Source organism: Fulvimonas soli, from assembly GCF_003148905.1.
Taxonomy (GTDB): domain Bacteria; phylum Pseudomonadota; class Gammaproteobacteria; order Xanthomonadales; family Rhodanobacteraceae; genus Fulvimonas; species Fulvimonas soli.
Window position 1 is genome coordinate 21,768 of the sequence record NZ_QGHC01000016.1, and the last position, 17,780, is coordinate 39,547.

The 17,780-nt window shown below is 71.8% G+C and carries 19 protein-coding genes; 5 read left to right on the forward strand and 14 right to left on the reverse strand.

Features of this window, described 5'->3' with window-relative positions; translation table 11 throughout:
* Nucleotides 1-54: 54 nt before the first annotated feature.
* Nucleotides 55-1,482 carry an adenosylhomocysteinase gene (gene ahcY / locus C7456_RS15195; protein WP_109724657.1) on the forward strand — a complete coding sequence of 476 codons (1,428 nt, stop codon included), beginning with the start codon at nt 55-57 and terminating at the stop codon, nt 1,480-1,482.
* Between the two features lie 199 nt (nt 1,483-1,681).
* On the opposite strand, the gene C7456_RS15200 is transcribed toward ahcY, so the two are convergent.
* Genes C7456_RS15200 through ccoN form a run of 10 tightly spaced genes read right to left on the reverse strand, consistent with a single transcriptional unit; the run spans nt 1,682 to nt 10,473 of the window.
* Nucleotides 1,682-2,407, reverse strand: a complete 726-nt coding sequence (locus tag C7456_RS15200; protein WP_109724658.1) for a sulfite exporter TauE/SafE family protein — start codon at nt 2,405-2,407, stop codon at nt 1,682-1,684.
* A complete protein-coding gene (ccoS, locus tag C7456_RS15205; RefSeq protein WP_109724659.1) occupies nt 2,397-2,576 on the reverse strand; it encodes a cbb3-type cytochrome oxidase assembly protein CcoS in 180 nt (59 codons plus the stop codon). Before ccoS ends, C7456_RS15200 begins: the two co-directional genes overlap by 11 nt.
* The gene (locus C7456_RS15210) at nt 2,573-4,963 is read right to left on the reverse strand and encodes a heavy metal translocating P-type ATPase (RefSeq protein WP_109724660.1); all 2,391 of its coding nucleotides are present in this window, start codon (nt 4,961-4,963) and stop codon (nt 2,573-2,575) included. The genes ccoS and C7456_RS15210 overlap by 4 nt, the downstream gene beginning before the upstream one ends.
* A 19-nt stretch (nt 4,964-4,982) precedes the next feature.
* A complete protein-coding gene (locus C7456_RS15215) occupies nt 4,983-5,471 on the reverse strand; it encodes a hypothetical protein (protein WP_109724661.1) in 489 nt (162 codons plus the stop codon).
* Entirely contained in the window at nt 5,468-7,021 is a 1,554-nt protein-coding gene (locus tag C7456_RS15220; protein ID WP_109724662.1) for a 4Fe-4S dicluster domain-containing protein, read from the reverse strand. The genes C7456_RS15215 and C7456_RS15220 overlap by 4 nt, the downstream gene beginning before the upstream one ends.
* Entirely contained in the window at nt 7,018-7,320 is a 303-nt protein-coding gene (locus C7456_RS15225) for a hypothetical protein (RefSeq protein WP_109724663.1), read from the reverse strand. Before C7456_RS15225 ends, C7456_RS15220 begins: the two co-directional genes overlap by 4 nt.
* Nucleotides 7,317-8,246 carry a cytochrome-c oxidase, cbb3-type subunit III gene (ccoP, locus tag C7456_RS15230; RefSeq protein WP_109724664.1) on the reverse strand — a complete coding sequence of 310 codons (930 nt, stop codon included), beginning with the start codon at nt 8,244-8,246 and terminating at the stop codon, nt 7,317-7,319. The genes C7456_RS15225 and ccoP overlap by 4 nt, the downstream gene beginning before the upstream one ends.
* Nucleotides 8,243-8,380 carry a cbb3-type cytochrome oxidase subunit 3 gene (locus C7456_RS15235; protein WP_109724665.1) on the reverse strand — a complete coding sequence of 46 codons (138 nt, stop codon included), beginning with the start codon at nt 8,378-8,380 and terminating at the stop codon, nt 8,243-8,245. Before C7456_RS15235 ends, ccoP begins: the two co-directional genes overlap by 4 nt.
* Before the next feature lies 1 nt (nt 8,381).
* Nucleotides 8,382-9,029 (reverse strand): cytochrome-c oxidase, cbb3-type subunit II, encoded by a 648-nt coding sequence (ccoO, locus tag C7456_RS15240; RefSeq protein WP_109724666.1) that lies wholly within the window; start codon nt 9,027-9,029, stop codon nt 8,382-8,384.
* Nucleotides 9,030-9,039: 10 nt separating this feature from the next.
* Entirely contained in the window at nt 9,040-10,473 is a 1,434-nt protein-coding gene (ccoN, locus tag C7456_RS15245) for a cytochrome-c oxidase, cbb3-type subunit I (protein ID WP_109724667.1), read from the reverse strand.
* A gap of 197 nt (nt 10,474-10,670) precedes the next feature.
* Between ccoN and metF the strand changes: the two genes are divergently transcribed.
* The 3 genes from metF to C7456_RS15260 all read left to right on the forward strand — a co-directional run bounded on the left by metF (nt 10,671) and on the right by C7456_RS15260 (nt 13,068).
* Nucleotides 10,671-11,495: a methylenetetrahydrofolate reductase [NAD(P)H] gene (gene metF / locus C7456_RS15250; protein ID WP_109724668.1), complete on the forward strand. Its 825-nt coding sequence runs from the start codon at nt 10,671-10,673 to the stop codon at nt 11,493-11,495.
* Between the two features lie 32 nt (nt 11,496-11,527).
* Nucleotides 11,528-12,088: a DUF4124 domain-containing protein gene (locus C7456_RS15255; protein WP_109724669.1), complete on the forward strand. Its 561-nt coding sequence runs from the start codon at nt 11,528-11,530 to the stop codon at nt 12,086-12,088.
* 62 nt (nt 12,089-12,150) lie between these two features.
* The gene (locus tag C7456_RS15260; RefSeq protein WP_109724670.1) at nt 12,151-13,068 is read left to right on the forward strand and encodes a branched-chain amino acid transaminase; all 918 of its coding nucleotides are present in this window, start codon (nt 12,151-12,153) and stop codon (nt 13,066-13,068) included.
* 187 nt (nt 13,069-13,255) lie between these two features.
* Here C7456_RS15260 and C7456_RS15265 read toward each other — a convergent pair whose 3' ends face one another.
* From C7456_RS15265 to C7456_RS15280, 4 genes are all read right to left on the reverse strand, one after another.
* On the reverse strand, nt 13,256-14,548 hold the full coding sequence (locus C7456_RS15265; protein WP_109724671.1) for a sensor histidine kinase: 1,293 nt from the start codon (nt 14,546-14,548) through the stop codon (nt 13,256-13,258).
* Nucleotides 14,532-15,218, reverse strand: coding sequence for a response regulator transcription factor (locus C7456_RS15270; protein ID WP_109724672.1), 687 nt, complete (start codon nt 15,216-15,218; stop codon nt 14,532-14,534). The genes C7456_RS15265 and C7456_RS15270 overlap by 17 nt, the downstream gene beginning before the upstream one ends.
* Before the next feature lie 342 nt (nt 15,219-15,560).
* On the reverse strand, nt 15,561-16,439 hold the full coding sequence (gene rimK, locus C7456_RS15275) for a 30S ribosomal protein S6--L-glutamate ligase (protein ID WP_109724673.1): 879 nt from the start codon (nt 16,437-16,439) through the stop codon (nt 15,561-15,563).
* Nucleotides 16,436-16,882, reverse strand: coding sequence for an ATP-dependent zinc protease family protein (locus C7456_RS15280; protein WP_109724674.1), 447 nt, complete (start codon nt 16,880-16,882; stop codon nt 16,436-16,438). The genes rimK and C7456_RS15280 overlap by 4 nt, the downstream gene beginning before the upstream one ends.
* Nucleotides 16,883-17,162: 280 nt before the next feature.
* Here C7456_RS15280 and C7456_RS15285 point away from each other — a divergent pair, with 280 nt between their 5' ends.
* Nucleotides 17,163-17,774 (forward strand): type IV toxin-antitoxin system AbiEi family antitoxin domain-containing protein, encoded by a 612-nt coding sequence (locus C7456_RS15285; RefSeq protein ID WP_027350488.1) that lies wholly within the window; start codon nt 17,163-17,165, stop codon nt 17,772-17,774.
* The last annotated feature ends 6 nt before the right edge of the window (nt 17,775-17,780 follow it).

The following is a 17,780-nucleotide window of genomic DNA, read 5'->3' on the forward strand; positions in this document are numbered from 1 at the left end:
CGGACGCCGCGGCCCCTTCCGCGCCGCGGCTCCCACGAGAACCGGAGACACCCCATGAACGCCGCCATCCAGAGCGACACCACCCACGACTACAAGATCCGCGACCTCGGCCTCGCCGACTGGGGCCGCAAGGAGATCGACATCGCCGAGCACGAGATGCCGGGCCTGATGGCGATCCGCAAGAAGTACGCGCCGGCCAGGCCGCTCCAGGGCGTGCGCGTGACCGGCTCGCTGCACATGACCATCCAGACCGCGGTGCTGATCGAGACGCTGAAGGACCTCGGCGCCGAGGTGCGCTGGGCCTCGTGCAACATCTTCTCCACCCAGGACCACGCCGCCGCCGCGATCGCCGCCGGCGGCACGCCGGTGTTCGCCTGGAAGGGCGAGACGCTGGAGGAATACTGGGACTGCACGCTGGCCGCGCTGTCCTTCCCCGGCGGCAAGGGCCCGCAGCTGGTGGTGGACGACGGCGGCGACGTGACGCTGCTGATCCACAAGGGCTACGAGCTGGAGAACGGCGACGGCTGGGTCGACACGCCCTCGTCCAGCCACGAGGAGCAGGTCATCAAGAACCTCCTGAAGCGCGTGCACAAGGAGCGCCCGGGCTTCTGGCACGCCGTGGTGAAGGAGTGGAAGGGCGTCTCCGAGGAGACCACCACCGGCGTGCACCGCCTCTACCAGCTCGCCGAGGCGGGCAAGCTGCTGGTGCCGGCGATCAACGTCAACGACTCGGTGACCAAGAGCAAGTTCGACAACCTGTACGGCTGCCGCGAGTCGCTGGCCGACGGCCTGAAGCGCGCGATGGACGTGATGCTGGCCGGCAAGGTGGCGGTGGTGTGCGGCTACGGCGACGTCGGCAAGGGCTGCGCCAGCAGCCTGCGCGCCTACGGCTGCCGGGTGATCGTCACCGAGATCGACCCGATCTGCGCGCTGCAGGCGGCGATGGAAGGCTACGAGGTGAAGACCGTCGAGGACACCCTGGGCGTGGCCGACATCTACGTCACCACCACCGGCAACCGCGACATCATCCGCCTGGAGCACATGCAGGCGATGAAGGACCAGGCCATCGTCTGCAACATCGGCCACTTCGACAACGAGATCCAGGTGGACCGCCTGAACGCCTCGGGCGCGGCCCGGACCAACATCAAGCCGCAGGTGGACAAGTACACCTTCCCCGACGGCCGCTCGATCTTCCTGCTCGCCGAGGGCCGCCTGGTGAACCTGGGCTGCGCCACCGGCCACCCGAGCTTCGTGATGTCCAACAGCTTCTCCAACCAGACGCTGGCGCAGCTCGACCTGTGGGCCAACAAGGACTTCTACGAGCCGAAGGTCTACATCCTGCCGAAGAAGCTGGACGAGGAAGTGGCGCGCCTGCACCTGGAGAAGATCGGCGTGAAGCTCACCCGGCTCACCCCCGAGCAGGCCGCCTACCTCGGCGTGCCGGTGGACGGCCCGTTCAAGCCGGAGCACTACCGCTACTGAGTCCCCGCGCCCGCGAAATCCACTCCCTCTCCCCTCCGGGGAGAGGGCCGGGGTGAGGGGCCATGCTTGCGACACCCGAGGGGCGCAGCGATGCGCCCTTCTTTTTTTCGCATGGCCCGGCGCGCGGATCGAACGCGCAGCCCGCCGCCTGTCCATCCGCTGCAACACGACGAAGCGGAAGCGATCCGCGCCCGCGCCCTCAACGAAACCGCGGCCCGCATCCCAGCGCGCCGAGCACGCCGTGCAGCGCCGGCACCTGCATCAGCCACGGCGCGGCCATGGTCAGCGCGCCGGCGCAGAGGATGAACAGCGCGGCGGCGCGGCGCGGTCCCGGCCGCTGCAGCCAGCGCCCCACCCGCGCGCCGGACCAGGTCAGCGGCAGCATCACCGGCAGCGTGCCCAGCCCGAACGCGGCCATGGTCAGCGCGCCGTCGCGCGCGCTGGCCTGCAGCCAGGCCGCCGCCAGCAGCGTGGTGCTGAGGCCGCACGGCAGCCAGCCCCACAGCATGCCGGCCGCCAGCCGGCGCGCGGCCGTGTCGGCCGGCAGCAGGCGCCGCTGCAGCGGTTGCAGCGCGCGCCACAGCCGCGCGCCGGGACGGGCGAGGAAGCCGAGCCGGCCGCGGCGGTCGAGCAGGCGCAGCGCCGCCAGCACCAGCACCAGGCCCACCGCGGCGCGCAGCGCGACGGCCAGGGCGTGCAGCTCGAACAGCCGCAGCACGCCCGCGCCGAGGCCGCCGGCCGCGGCGCCGGCCAGCGCGTAGCCGCCGACCCGGCCCAGGTTGAGCTGCAGCGCGCCGGCCCAGCCGGCCCGCGGCGCGTGCACCGAGAAGCCGGTGGCGATGCCGCCGCACATCGCCGCGCAGTGCACGCCGCCGAGCAGTCCGCTCAGCAGTGCGGCCGACAGTGTCAGGCCGTCAAGCGGCATCGTCGTCGCCCGCGCGGTGGACGGGAGCGGGCGGGTCGTCGTGCAGCACGTCCAGCGCCGGCGTGTCCAGGTCGTCGAACTGGCCCTTGCGCACCGCCCACACGAAGGCGCCGATGGCGACCGCCAGCAGCACCAGGCTGAGCGGCACCAGCATGAGCAGGATGATCACGGCGGCGGCTCCCTGCCCGGCCCGCGCATCAGCCGCAGCGCGTTGGCGGTGACGATCAGCGAGGACGCCGCCATGCCGAGCGCGGCCAGCGCGGGCGTGACCCGCCCCAGCGCGGCCAGCGGCAGGGCCAGCAGGTTGTAACCGATCGCCCAGGCGAAGTTCTGCCGGACGATCCGCCGCGTGCGCCGTGCCAGCCGCACGGCGGCGGGCAGGCGCCGCAGCGAGGGCGCGGTCAGCACCATGTCCGCCGCGCGCTGCGCCAGCGCGGCGCCCCCGCCCATCGCGACGGAGACGTCCGCGCCGGCCAGCACCGGCGCGTCGTTGAGGCCGTCGCCGACCATCGCCACCACGCGCCCCTGCGCCTGCAGCCGGCGCACCAGCGCGAGCTTGTCCTCGGAGGTCTGCCGCGCGTGCGCCACGCCGATGCCCAGCCGGCGCGCCAGCGGCAGCACGGCCTCCGGCGCGTCGCCGCTGGCCAGGTGGATCGCCAGGCCCAGCCCGCGCAGCGCGCGCACGGCCGCCTCCGCGTCCGGCCGCGCGTCCTCGCGCAGGCGGAAGCACGCCGCCGCCCGCGCGCCGTCGCCCAGCCAGAGCCGGCCGTCGTCGTCGGCGCGGCCGGCCGCGAACGACGCGCGCCCGAACCGCCACGTCCGCCCGCCCACGCGCCCGGCCAGGCCCTGCCCCGCCACCACGCGCACGTCCTCGGCCCGCCATGCCGTGCCGGCGTCCGCGAACGCGGCGGCGAGCGGGTGGCCGCTGTCGCGCTCCAGCGCCGCGGCGATCGCCACGGCCTCGGCCGGCTCCATGCCGCCGAACGTGCGCACCTCGTGCGGGAGCGGCTGCACGCCGGTCAGCGTGCCGGTCTTGTCGAACACCACGTCGGTCGCGCGTGCCAGCCCGTCCAGCCCGCCGGCGCGCACCGACAGCACGCCCAGGCGCGCCAGCGCGCCGTGCGCCGCCGCCAGCGCGGCGGGCACCGCCAGCGACAGCGCGCAGGGGCAGCTGATCACCAGCAGCGACAGGGCCACCTCGAAGGCGCGCGCGGGGTCGTAGGCGCGCCAGCCAAGGTAGACCAGCGCCGCCGCCAGCAGCAGCGCGGCCACGAACCGGCTGCCGACGCGGTCGGCCCATCGCGCGACGGGCGGGCGGTAGGCCTGCGCCTGCTCCACCAGCCGGGTCAACTGCGAGAGGCGCGTGGCGCTGCCGGTGCGGGCGACGCGCAGGCGCGCGGGCGTGTCGCGGCATGCCGTGCCGGCGTACACCGGCGCGCCGCGCCGCTTGACCACCGGGCGGGACTCGCCGGTGAGCAGCGCCTCCTCGAACGAGGCGCGCTCGTCCAGCAGTTCGCCGTCGGCCGGCACGGTCTCCCCCGCCGCCACGCGGACCACGTCGCCGCTGCGCAGCGCCGCCAGCGGCACGGACTCGCGCGTGCCGTCGGCCCGCTCGCGCACCGCCAGCGCCGGCCGCGCGCGCGCCAGCGTGTCGACCTGCGCGCTGGCGATGCGCCGCGCGCGCTGCTCCAGCATGCGCGCGCCCAGCAGCAGGAACACGAACATCGCCGCCGCGTCGTACCACACGTGCGGCCCGCCGCGCAGCGTTTCCGCCACGCTGGCGAGGTAGGCCAGCAGGGTGGACGCGGCCACCAGCGTGTCCATGCCCGGGTGGCGCCGGCGCAGCTCGCGCCAGCAGCCGGCCAGGAACGGCCAGCCGGCGTAGAACACCACCGGCGCGCACACCAGCAGCGCGATCCAGCGGAAGAAGTCGCGGGTGGACGCGGCCATGTGGTGGCCGAAGTCCAGGTACAGCGCCTCGGACAGCATCATGGTCTGCATGGCGCCGAGCCCGGCCACGCCCAGGCGCAGCAGCCAGCGGCGGTGCTCGGCGACGCGCTCGCGCTCGCGCGCGGCGCCGGCGGCGAGGTAGGGGCGGTAGCCGAGCAGGGCCAGCCGGCGCAGCACCTGCGACAGCCGGGTGCGCGCCGGGTCCCAGCCGATGCGGATGCGGCCGGTCACCGCGTTGGCGCTGCAGTCGAGCACGCCCGGCTCGCGTTCCAGCGCGCGGTTGATCAGCCACGCGCAGGCGGCGCAGCGCATGCCGTCGGTAAGCACGGTGATCTCTAGCCCGCCGTCGACGCGGCAGGCGTGCTCGCCCAGCAGGTCGTCGCGGTCCCACACGTCGAGGTCGGGCGGGTCGGCGTCCACGCGCGCGCCGGCCGCGCTGCGCAGCCGGTAGTAGTCGCCGAGGTCGGCGCGGCGGATCCACTGCGCCGCCGCGGCGCAGCCCTCGCAGCAGAAGGCTTGCGCGCCGCCGTCGACGTCGAGCCGCACCGGCGCGGGCGGCAGCGCCTCGCCGCAGTGGTGGCAGTGCTGGGAGACGCGCTGGTCCACGCCGGTCCGGCCCTTCGCCCTACGGCACCAGGCGGACGAAGCGGGCCTGCGGCGTCCAGCGTCCGCGCATCAGCCACGACGCGCTGTCCGAGGACAGCCGCACCGTCCACGCGCGGGCGCCGTCCAGCGGGCCGGGGCCGCGCCAGCCCAGCTCGCTGGGCTCCAGGTGGTAGGTGCGCGTGCCGCCCGCCGCGTCCGGCGCGCTCAGGATGAGGGTGAGCCGGCCACCGCGCGGGAAGCGCGGGTCGGTCGGCACCGCCTCGATCGCGTCGCCCTTGGCGCGCAGGATCAGCGCCGGCGCGGGCCGGGGCTCCGCGTCCGGCCGCACCTGCGCCGACACCTGCAGCCGGCCCCAGCGCGTCACCCGGTCGGCCGATTCCATGTCCTGGCGGCCGGGCCGCACCGCGGCGAACAGCAGGCCGAAGCCGATCGCCACCGAGGCCAGCGGCAGGCCGACCAGCATCCACACCATGGGTTCGCGCCAGGCGCTGCGTGTCCCGTCGTTCATGGCATCGGTCCGAAGAAGCTGCTCTCGACGGTCGTCGCGGCGTCCACGTCGACGCCGCGCACCCGGAACCGCACCGCGTGGCGCCCGGTGACCTCGGGCGGGGCGCTCACCGTGAGCGGCACGGACAGCACCTGCCCGCTCCCGGCCCGCACCGTCCGCGGGCCGTCGCGCAGGATCGCGTCCGGCAGGTCGTCCGCGGCCACCTCGATGCGGTAGCGGTGCGCCTGCCGGTCCTTGTTCACCAGCTTGAGGGTGTAGCTGTTCTCGATGCGGCCGTCGGCGGCCGTGCCGTACATCGCGTTGCGGTCGCGGATCGCCTCGGCGAGCAGCGGGCTGCGATGCGCCACCCCGTACACCCAGCCGGCCATCAGCGCCGCCAGCAGGGCACCGTAGACGGCGATGCGCGGCCGCAGCACCCGCGTCGGCCGGCCGTCCACGCTGTTCTGCGTGGTGTAGCGGATCAGCCCGCGCGGGTAGCCGAGCCTGTCCATCACGCCGTCGCACGCATCGATGCAGGCGCCGCAGGCGATGCACTCGTACTGCAGGCCGTTGCGGATGTCGATGCCGGTGGGGCAGACCTGCACGCAGATCGTGCAGTCGATGCAGTCGCCCAGCTGCTCGGGCGCGAAGCGCGGCAGCGGCTCGACCCTGGCGCCCGGCCCGCCGAGCGCGATGGTGCCGCCGGCCTGCGCGCGGTTGTCGGCGGCGGAAGGATGCCGGCTGGCGCGGAACACGTAGTCGTAGGCGGTGGCCTGGTCGAGCAGGCCGCGCGCGCGCGCCAGCACGCTGGCCAGGCCACGCTTGCGTGGCCCGCGCGGCTCGCCGCGCATGGGGTCGTAGGCGATGATCAGCGTGTCGCGGTCGAACATCGCGCTCTGGAAGCGCGCGTAGGGGCACATGTACTTGCACACCTGCTGGCGCAGGAAGCCGGCGTTGCCCCAGGTGGCGAAGCCGTAGAACAGCACCCAGAAGGTCTCCCAGCCGCCCCAGCCGGACGGCGCGCGCCGCGCCAGGTCCGCGATCGGGCTGAAGAAGCCGACGAAGGTGAAGCCGGTCCACAGCGCGAACAGCGCCCACAGCAGGTGGCTGGCACCCTTGCGCAGGAGCTTCTCGCGGTTCCACGGGCCGGCGTCCAGCTTCATGCGCCTGCCGCGGTCGCCCTCGCACCAGCGCTCGATCCACAGCGACACTTCCGTCCACACCGTCTGCGGGCAGGCGTAGCCGCACCACAGCCGGCCGGCCAGCGCGGTGAAGAAGAACAGCGCCAGCGCCGCGACGATCAGCAGCATCGCCAGGAACAGGAAGTCCTGCGGCAGGAACAGCAGGCCGAACACGTGGAACTGCCGCGCCGGCAGGTCCAGCAGCACCGCCTGCCGGCCGTCCCAGCGCAGCCACGGGAACAGGTAGAACATGCCCAGCAGCCAGAGCACGGCCGCCACGCGCAGGCGGTTCAGCCGCCCGGACACCTCGCGCGGGTAGACCTTGCGCTCGCTGACGTAGTAGGAGCCGCCGTCGTCCTCGACCAGCTGCAGGGGGATGCGGCCGCTCATGTCCGTCCGCGCGCCATGGGGGCGTGCCGCAGCGCCTTGCGCGGGCGCAGCAGGACCCAGGTGAACAGGCTGGAGGAGGCGGTCGCCAGCCAGGCGAGCAGGAAGCCCAGCGTGTAGCCCTGCCCGCGGCCCAGGTGCAGCGCGGGGAAGGTCATGTCCTGCAGCGCCTGGGGATCGACGTAGGCGAAGAACGCCATCGTCGCCACGCCCGCGGCGAAGAAGCTCGGCCACAGGATCGCGCCGGCGCGCCGCACGAGGCGGGGCGCCGGCGCGGACGGCGCGGCGTCCCGCAGGGTCATGGCGCGGCCGCTTCCGCCGGCGGCGCGCGGTGTGGCGACAGCGTCCACACGTAGGCGCCCACCAGCCGCGCGCGGGTCTCGCCCAGCGCCGGGCGCCAGGCCGGCATGCTGCCGCTGCGGCCCTCGGCGATGGTCCTGTGCAGCGCCGCCTTGCCGCCGCCGTACAGCCAGTAGCTGTCGGTCAGGTCCGGCGCGCCCAGCATCGGGTTGCCCTTGCCCTGCGCGCCGTGGCAGGCCGCGCAGACGGTGGAGAACAGCGCCTGGCCGCGCCCGGCCGCCGCGTCCGCCGGCTGGCCCGGCCGCGACAGCGACTGCACGTAGGCGACCACGTCGTCGACCGCGCTGGCGCCGCCCTGCGCGGTCAGCGTCTCGCCCCAGGCCGGCATCACGGCGGTGCGGCCGTCGAGGATGGTCTCCAGGATGCGCTCCGGCGTGCCGCCCCAGTGCCAGATGTCGTCGGTCAGGTCGGGGAAGCCGGTCGCGCCGTGCCCCGCGGAGCCGTGGCAGGCCGCGCAGGTGTTGGCGAAGATCGTGCGGCCGATGGCCACCGCGCCGGGGTCCTTCGCCAGCGCGTCGATCGGCTTGCCGGCGTAGGGCCTGAGGGTGTCCTCCAGCCGCGCGTCCTCGGTCGCCTTCTCCTGCGCCCACTCGGTCCTGGAGCTCCAGTGGCCGAAGCCGCGGAGGTGGCCCACGCCGTACCACAGCAGGTAGCCCACGCTGAACACGATGGTGATGTAGAACAGGTTGATCCACCAGCGCGGCAGCGGCTTGTTGTACTCGGTGAGATCGCCGTCCCACACGTGGCCGGTCTCGTCCGGCTTCGGGTCGCCCGCGCGGCGGCGGCTGTGGCTCATCAGCAGCCAGGCGCAGCCGGCGATGTTCAGCGCCACCAGGGCGACCACGTACCACGTCCATGCCCAGGTCATGGCGTCTTCTCCTCATCGTCCAGGGGCAGCTTGGCGGCTTCCTCCAGCGCGCGGGCGTGCCGGGGCAGCCACAGCCAGATGCAGCCGGCGACGAACAGCAGCAGCAGCGCTGCGGTGATCAGGCCCGGTACCATGTCAGTCCTCCCCCTGCTGCACCTGGTCGTCCGCCTTCGACAGGTGGGTGCCCAGGCCCTGCAGGTAGGCGACCACCGCGTCGAGCTCGGTCTTGCCCTCCACCGCGGCGGGCGCCGCCGCGATCTCGGCATCGGTGTACGGGTCGCCGACGCGCTGCAGGGCGCGCATGTGCCGCGCGATCTCCGCGCCGTCCAGCTTGTGTCCGGCCAGCCACGGGTAGGCGGGCATGTTGGACTCGGGCACCACGTCGCGCGGGTCGTTGAGGTGCGCGCGGTGCCAGTCGGCCGAGTAGCCGCGCAGGCCGACACGGGCCAGGTCCGGCCCGGTGCGCTTGCTGCCCCACTGGAACGGGTGGTCGTAGACCGACTCGCCCGCCAGCGAGTAGTGCCCGTAGCGCTCGGTCTCGAAGCGCAGGGTGCGCACCATCTGCGAATGGCAGTTGTAGCAGCCCTCGCGGATGTAGACGTCGCGGCCGGCCAGCTCCAGCGCCGGGTACGGCTTGACCCCCGGCAGCGGCTTGATCGCCTCGGCCTGGAACATCAGCGGCACGATCTCCGCCAGCCCGCCGAAGGAGACCGCCACAGCGATCAGGATGGCCATCAGGCCGATGTTCTTCTCGATCTTGTCGTGTGCGTGTGTGTGGCTCATGGCCGGTCCTCTAGGCGCGGGCATCGGAAACGTCCGGCGGCAGGACCGCCTGCGGCGCGGGCGCCGCGACGGCCTCCCGGAAGGTCCTGAACACGTTCCAGGCCATCACCAGCATGCCGGCGAGCACGATCAGGCCGCCGCCGAGCCGGAACAGGTAGTAGGGCTTGGTGGCGTTGAGCGCCTCGACGAAGGAATAGACCAGCGTGCCGTTGTCCGGGTCGGTGGCGCGCCACATCAGGCCCTGCATCACGCCGGCGATCCACATCGAGGCGATGTAGACGACCAGGCCGATCGTGTGCAGCCAGAAGTGCGTGTCGATCAGCTTGACCGAGTACATCCTCGGCAGGCCGAGCAGGCGCGGCAGCATCGCGTAGATCGAGCCGATCGAGATCATCGCCACCCAGCCCAGCGCGCCGGAGTGCACGTGGCCGATGGTCCAGTCGGTGTAGTGGCTGAGCGAGTTGACCGTCTTGATCGACATCATCGGTCCCTCGAACGTGCTCATCATGTAGAACGAGAGCGAGACGATGAGGAACTTCAGGATCGGGTCGGTGCGCAGCTTGTACCAGACGCCCGACAGGGTGAGGATGCCGTTGATCGCGCCGCCCCACGAGGGCGCCAGCAGGATCAGCGAGAACACCATGCCCAGCGACTGCGCCCAGTCGGGCAGCGCCGTGTACTGCAGGTGGTGCGGGCCGGCCCACATGTACACCGCGATCAGCGCCCAGAAGTGCACGATCGACAGCCGGTAGGAGTAGATCGGCCGGCCGGCCTGCTTGGGCACGAAGTAGTACATCATGCCGAGGAAGGCGGTGGTCAGGAAGAAGCCCACCGCGTTGTGCCCGTACCACCACTGCACCATCGCGTCGACCGTGCCGGAGTACACCGGGTACGACTTGAACGCCCCGGCCGGGATGGCGATGTTGTTGACCACGTGCAGCAGCGCCACCGCGATGATGTAGGCGCCGTAGAACCAGTTGGCGACGTAGATGTGCTTGACCTTGCGCCGGGCGATGGTGCCGAAGAACAGCACCGCGTAGGCGACCCACACGATGGTGATCAGCACGTCGATGGGCCACTCCAGCTCCGCGTACTCCTTGCCCTGCGTGTAGCCGAGCGGCAGGGTGACCGCGGCGGCCACGATCACCAGCTGCCAGCCCCAGAACACGAACGACGCCAGCCGGTCCGACAGCAGCCGCACGTGGCAGGTGCGCTGCACCGTGTACAGGCTGGTGGCGAACAGGGCCGAGCCGCCGAAGGCGAAGATCACCGCGTTGGTGTGCAGCGGGCGCAGCCGTCCGTAGCTGAGCCAGGGCAGGTTGAAGTCGAGGGAAGGCCAGTACAGCTGCGCCGCGATCAGCACGCCGACCAGCATGCCGACCACTCCCCATACCACGGTCATCACGGCGAACTGCCGCACGACCCTGTCGTTGTAGCTTTCCACTCGCCGCCTCCTCAGCACGGAAACGGCGGCGAGTGTGGAGAACGGCCGGCGGGCCGCAGTTGACCACAGTCAATTTCCGCGCCGGGCGCGGATGGCGCGCTTTGTCGCAGGCGGCGCCCGCCGCGGCGGGCGCAAATATCTCTCCATCTCGAAAAAGAGATATACAATGGCCCGCGCCATCCCACGGAACCGCCGCGATGCCGTCCATCAGCTTCGAATTCTTCCCGCCCAAGACCGAGGAGCAGCGCGCCCAGCTGGACCGCACCACCGCGCTGCTCAAGCCGCATGCGCCCGACTACGTCTCGGTGACCTTCGGCGCCGGCGGCTCCACCCTGAGCTACACCGGCGAGACGGTGGCGCGGCTGCACCGCGAGCACGGCCTGGAGGTGGCGCCGCACCTGTCGTGCATGGGCGGCACGCGCCAGGAGATCGCCGCGCTGCTGGACGGCTACCGCGCCGCCGGCTACCGCCGCCTGGTGGCGCTGCGCGGCGACCTGCCCTCGGGCATGGCCTCGCCGGGCGACTTCCGCTACGCCGCCGAGCTGGTGCGCTTCATCCGCGCGCACTCGGGCGACCATTTCCACGTCGAGGTGGCGGCCTACCCGGAAATCCACCCGCAGGCCGAGGACGCGCTGGCGGACCTGAAGCACTTCAAGGCCAAGGTGGAGGCCGGCGCGGACGGCGCGATCACCCAGTACTTCTTCAACCCCGACGCCTACTTCCGCTTCGTCGACGACGCCCGCCGGCTGGGCGTGGCGGTGCCGATCGTGCCGGGCATCATGCCGATCGCCAACTTCGGCCAGCTCAAGCGCTTCTCCGACGCCTGCGGCGCGGAGATCCCGCGCTGGATCGCCAAGCGCATGCAGGCGCATGGCGACGACGCCGAGGCGATCCGCGAGCTGGGCGCGGACGTGGTGGCGCAGCTGTGCCGGCGGCTGCTCGACGGCGGCGCGCCGGGCCTGCACTTCTACACCTTGAACCGCGCCCGCCCGACCCTGGCGATCCTCGACCGGCTGCACTGACCGCGGCGGCGCCCGGCACTATCCTGCCGAGGATGCGCCCCGCCCTGCTCCTGCTGCTGCTCGCCCTGCCCTGGCCGCTCCCCGCGGCGGCGCAGACGATCCACCACTGCGTCGACGCGCGCGGCAACCCGGTGTTCACCGACCGCCAGTGCAGCGACCTGCAGGCCGTGCCGTACACGCCGCGCGCCGCGCCCGAAACCGCCGCGCCCGCCGCCGCGCCGCCGCTGCTGTGCGCGGCGGATTTCAGCGCATTGCGGCAGGCGGTGGTCGAGGCGTTCGCCACCCGCGACGCCAACCGGCTGGCCGGGCTGATGCTGTGGGAAGGCCACGGCCGCCAGGGCGTGGTGGCCGGCATCCGCCGGCTGGCGGCGCTGATGGAGCGGCCGCTGGTCGAAGTGGGCCGGGCCTCGTCCGAGGCCACGGACGACGACGGCCCGCCCGACGCCGCCATGCCGGACGCCGTGCCCGCGGACACGGCGCAGACGCCGCCCGAGCTGGTGCTGCGCACCGCCTCGTCCGACGGCAGCGGCGTGCCGGACGAGACCCGCTTCGCGGTCGTGCGCCGCTCCGGCTGCCTCTGGCTGCGGCCGTAGGCGTCCGGGTTCGCGGAAGGCGGCGAGCCGGTATCATGGGCGGTCCCCTCCGGAGAATCGCCATGGCGCAGCAATACCCCGACTGGATCTGGCACAACGGCGCGATCAAGCCCTGGGCCGAGGCCACCACCCACGTGATGGCGCACGCGCTGCACTACGGCTCGTCCGTGTTCGAGGGCATCCGCAGCTACGTGACCCCGGACGGCGCGGCGATCTTCCGCCTCACCGACCACCTCAAGCGGCTGTACCAGTCGGCGAAGATCTACGACATGGCCCTGCCCTACACGCAGGACCAGCTCGCCGCGGCCTGCCGCGAGGTGATCCGGAAGAACGGCCTGGCCGCCGCCTACCTGCGCCCGGTGGCCTACCGCGGCCTGGGCGGCTTCGGCCTTTCCGCCGAGACGCCGATCGACGTGGCGGTAGCGGCCTGGCCGATGGGCCCCTACCTCGGCCCCGAGGCGCTGGAGCAGGGCATCACCGCCTGCGTGTCGAGCTGGCAGCGCTTCGCGCCCAACACCATTCCCGCCGGCGCCAAGGCCGGCGGCAACTACCTCTCCGGCCAGCTGATCGCGCGCGAGGCGCGCCGGCTGGGCTTCGGCGAGGGCATCGCGCTGGCCGCCGGCGGCCTGCTCAGCGAGGGCGCGGGCGAGAACCTGTTCCTGGTGTTCGACGGCGTGCTGCACACCACGCCGGCCAGCGCCTCCATCCTCACCGGCATCACCCGCGACACGCTCAAGGTGCTGGCGCGCGAGGACGGCATCGAGGTGGTCGAGCGCGACATCCCGCGCGAGTACCTGTACCTGGCCGACGAGGTGCTGATGTGCGGCACCGCCGCCGAGGTCACGCCGATCCGCGCCATCGACGGCAAGCCGGTCGGCGCCGGCAAGGCCGGTCCCGTCACCCGCCGCCTGCAGGAGCTGTACTTCGGCCTGTTCGACGGCCGCACGCATGACAAGTGGGGCTGGCTGGAGTCGGTCTGAGGGAAGAGGGATGAAGGGCGAGTAGCGAGGGCGCCATTCGCGGCGCCTTGCACCACGGAGACGCAAACGAAAGCGCCCCGCATGCGGGGCGCTTTCGTCTCGTGCGAGGCCTATTTGCCCGGAGCCGCCGGGCTGGCGCGACCATCCATGCCCGTGCCCGCGCTACTCACTATTCACTACTCGTCCCTCACCCCTGCCTCCCGAACACGATGCTGGCAATCGCCCCGTTGGCGTCGGCGCGCGGGCGCATCGACACGTCCCAGCCGTACAGGTCGCACAGCCGGCGCACGATCGCCAGGCCCAGCCCGGCGCCGCTGCCGCCCGCGCCCTCGCCGCGCACGCCGCGCTGGAACAGCCGCTCGGCGTCCTCCGGCTTGATGCCCGGGCCGGTGTCGATCACCTCGACACGGTCGCTGCCGATCTCCACCCGCACCATGCCCTGCAGCGTGTACTTGATCGCGTTGCCGATCAGGTTGGTCAGCGCCACCGACAGCACCGAGGCCGGCGCGTTGACGGTGAGCGGCGCGTTCACCGCCAGCTCGATGCCCAGCGGCTTGTCGCGCATCTGCGGGCGCTGGCTCTCGATCACGTCGGCGGCCACCTTGGCCACCTCGGTGGTCTCGCCGCGGGTGGGGCCGCGCCGCTCGGCGCGCGAGAGCAGCAGCAGCGCCTCGATCAGCTCGGTGGCCTGGCGCGAGGCGCGCTCGATGCGCTTCAGGCGCTCGCGCAGCTTGTCGGTGAGGTCGGGCGAGGCCTGCAGCAGCTCGGTGGTGCTGGCGATCACCGCCAGCGGCGTGCGCAGCTCGTGGCTGACGTCGGAATTGAACTCGCGGTCGCGCTCGACCATCGCGGTGAGCTTCTCGGCGTAGGCGTCCAGCGCCTGCGCCAGCTCGCCCACCTCGTCGTCGGCGAAGTGCGGCGCCAGCGGCTCGGCCTTGCCGTTCTTGCGGAAGTCGCGCAGGCGCTGCGCCAGCTCGGTGACCGGCTTGAGCACCTTGCGCGACAGCCACAGGCCGATCGCCAGCGAGAGCAGGCCGAACAGGAACACCGCGCCGATCACGCTGAACAGCAGCTGCTGCTTGCCGAGGTCGTCGCGGCTGATGTCGTAGCTCAGGAAGGCGATCAGGCCGTACTTGCGGCTCACCGCCAGCTTGTAGTGCCGCTGGCGCCCGTGCTCGTCCACCTCGTGCATGTCGTACACGCCGGTGTCGAGGTTCTGCCAGGCCAGCGGCGCCTTGTAGATGGTGCGGTCGCTCCACAGCCACGCGGTGACCAGCTCCGACTGCAGCGGCTGGTCGGGGTGGTCGTGCTTGTTCTCCACCGCCTGGTTGACGTCGTTCTGCAGGCTGGCGTTGATCAGCTGGTCCTCCACCCGCGAGCGGATGTCCAGCGACGCCAACGCGAACAGCGCGCTCAGTCCGAAGCCGAACAGCGCGAAGGAGACGACCAGGCGGAAGCGCAGCTTACGTCTGGACCGCATCCGGATCGACCATCCGATAGCCGATGCCGTGCCGCGTGTGGATCAGCGGCTTGTCGAACGGCTTGTCGATCGCCGCGCGCAGGCCGTGGATGTGCACGCGCAGGGAGTCGCTGTCCGGCAGCTCCTCGCCCCACACCCGCTGCTCCAGGTCCTGCCGCGTCACCACCGAGGGGCTGGCTTCCATCAGCGCCTGCAGCAGCTTCAGGCCGATCGGGTTCAACTGGATCGACTTGCCGTCGCGGGTCACGGTGAGCGTGTCCAGGTTGTAGGTGAGGTCGCCCACCTTCAGCACGCGGCTCTGCGGGCCCTTGCCGCGGCGCGCCAGCACCTCCAGCCGCGCGGCCAGCTCCTGCAGCGCGAACGGCTTGGTCATGTAGTCGTCGGCGCCGGACTCGAAGCCGGTGAGCTTCTGCTCCAGCGCGTCGCGCGCGGTGAGCATCAGGATCGGCGTCTGCTTGTGCGCCTCGTGGCGCAGCTTCTTGGCCACGTCCAGCCCGTCCATGCCGGGCAGGGTCAGGTCCAGCACGATCACGTCGAAATCGTGCACCACCGCCAGGTGCAGGCCGGTCACGCCGTCGCCGGCGAAGTCCACCACGTGGCCGCGGTCTTCCAGATAATCGCCGATGTTGGTCGCGATATCGCTGTTGTCTTCGATCACCAGTACGCGCATTGCGCCGCTCCGTACACCACCGGCACCCGGCCGTCGGAGTGCAAGCTTAACAAGCCGGCGCGGGAAAGACGCCGGCCCGGCCGCCCGCCAGCTGAACGCGCGGCTCAGGGCCCGGAGCCCGGACAAAGAAAAGCCCAGGCGCACGAGCCGATCGCGACGCCTGGGCGCAAGCTACTGCCCCGATACCGAAATCTGCTGTCACCGAAACCAGAGGTTGAAGTGTCGAGCAAATTTGCAGTGGGGCCGTTATAGGCGCCGGGCGGTTACAAGCCGGTTAACCCGATGCAGGCCGGCGGTTAACCCGCGCCGGCGGAGCCGCGGGACCGCGCGCCGGCGGGCGCGTCATTGGCCGACGTTGCGCTCCAGATAGCGGATGATGTGCGCCGAGACGTCCACCCCGGTGGCCGTCTCGATGCCCTCCAGGCCCGGCGAGGCGTTCACCTCCAGCAGCAGCGGGCCGCGCCGGGAGCGCAGCAGGTCGACCCCGGCGATGCCCAGCCCCACCGCCTCGGCGGCGCGCACCGCCAGGCGCCGCTCCTCCGCGCTCAGCACGGCCTTGACCGCGCTGCCGCCGCGGTGCAGGTTGGCGCGGAAGTCGCCTGGGGTGGCCTCGCGCTGCATCGCCGCCACCACCTTGCCGCCGACCACGAAGCAGCGCAGGTCGCAGCCCTTGGCCTCGGCGATGAACTCCTGCACCACGAAGTTGGCGTACAGGCCGCGGAAGGCCTCGATCACGCTCTGCGAGGCGGCGCGCTTCTCGGCCAGCACCACGCCGTTGCCCTGGCTGCCCTCGTTGAGCTTGATCACGTGCGGCGGCTCGCCCAGCAGGGCGAGCAGGTCGTCGGTGTCGTCCGGGTTGTCGCCGAACACCGTCATCGGCATCGGGATGCCCTGCGCGGCGAGCACCTGCAGGCAGCGCAGCTTGTCGCGCGCGCACAGCACCGCGCCGGACGGGTTGGGCGTGTACACGCCCAGCATCTCCAGCTGGCGCAGCACGGCGGTGCCGTAGAAGGTGCTCTGCGAGCCGATGCGCGGGATCACCGCCTCGAAGTCGCGCAGCGCCTTGCCGCGGTAGCGGATCGCCATGTCGCCGGGGGCGATGCGCACGTAGCAGCGCAGCGGGTCGAGCACGCGCACCACGTGGCCGCGCTGGCGCGCCGCCTCGACCAGCCGGCGGGTGGAATACAGCCGGGTGTTGCGCGACAGGACGGCGATCTTCATCGCAGCTCCGCGATCCGCTGCCTGGACTGCGTGTAGGAACGCGCCGGATCGACCGCGAAGCGGCCCTCCAGCGCGGTGCGCCCCAGCAGCATCGGGAACAGCATGTGCCGGCGGTCGGTCAGGCTGATGTCGATGCCGAAGCGGTGGCCCGCCAGCAGCAGCTCGCTGCGGATGAACCAGCGCTCGGTGCGGCGCCCGCCGGTGTCGGTGACGACGCGCCGGTCCAGTGCCGGCGCCTCGCACAGGAAGGTCTGCGCGCGCCGCCGCCCCGGGCTCACGCCGAAGCGCAGCCAGGTGACGCCGCCGCGCTCGAACGCCTCGAGGCCGTCCACGTGCAGCGCGCTGCTGCGCGCGCCGGTGTCCAGCTTCGCCCTGAGCAGGCCGATGCCGAGCTGCGGCAAGGCCACACGCTCCCGCCAGCCGAGTGAGATCACATCCGTCATGGGGGTCGGGCGCGCTCGGTGGGGATCGAGGGGGAAGGTGGAGCGGGCGATGGGAACATCACGCCGCACTCAAATCGTTGATTGATAACGGGTTTATTCCGTTTGGCGCTACGGAACTAGGCCAGATTATGTACCGGACGTACCGCGTCGGCAACCAGATCCTATCCGCATTTGTCTGCTGACATTCACGGTCAGTCATCAACGCGCGCTCCAGGCAGACGTGTTTCATTCTATCGTTTGATGTATAAGATCAACGAAATCAAGGAACATCTTTGGGGCAATGGAAAGATCCTCACATGCCCAGCGCGCTCTTGCCCTGCTCCACAAGCAGGGCTTTCTGCGCACCAGCGACTTGGACACCATCGGCGCGCCGCGGGTGGTGCTGACACGTCTGTCCACTTCCGGGCAGTTGGAGCGTGTCGGGCGCGGCCTCTACCGTTTGCCAGGCAACCCCATGTCCGAGCAGGAGGACCTCGCCACGATTGCAGTCAAGGTTCCCAAAGCCGTGTTCTGCTTGCTGACGGCACTCCAGTTCCACGAACTGACCACGCAACTGCCTCGCCAAGTTTGGATTGCCATGCCTCGTGGCAGCCACACCCCACGTATCGAGCACCCGCCGATCAAGATGGTGCAGATGGCGGGTGATGCCTATGCCTTGGGCATTGATGAGCACGAACGCGATGGCGCCAGACTGCGGATCTACAGTGCCGCCAAAACCGTGGCGGACTGCTTCAAGCACCGCAACCAGATCGGCCTGGACGTGGCCATTGAGGCGCTGAAGGCTGCCTGGAAGACACGCAAGGCTTCAGCCGATGACCTATGGCGCCATGCCAAGGTCTGCCGGGTCGCAAATGTCATGCGTCCTTACCTGGAGGCGGTTTCGCATGAGTGACCACGC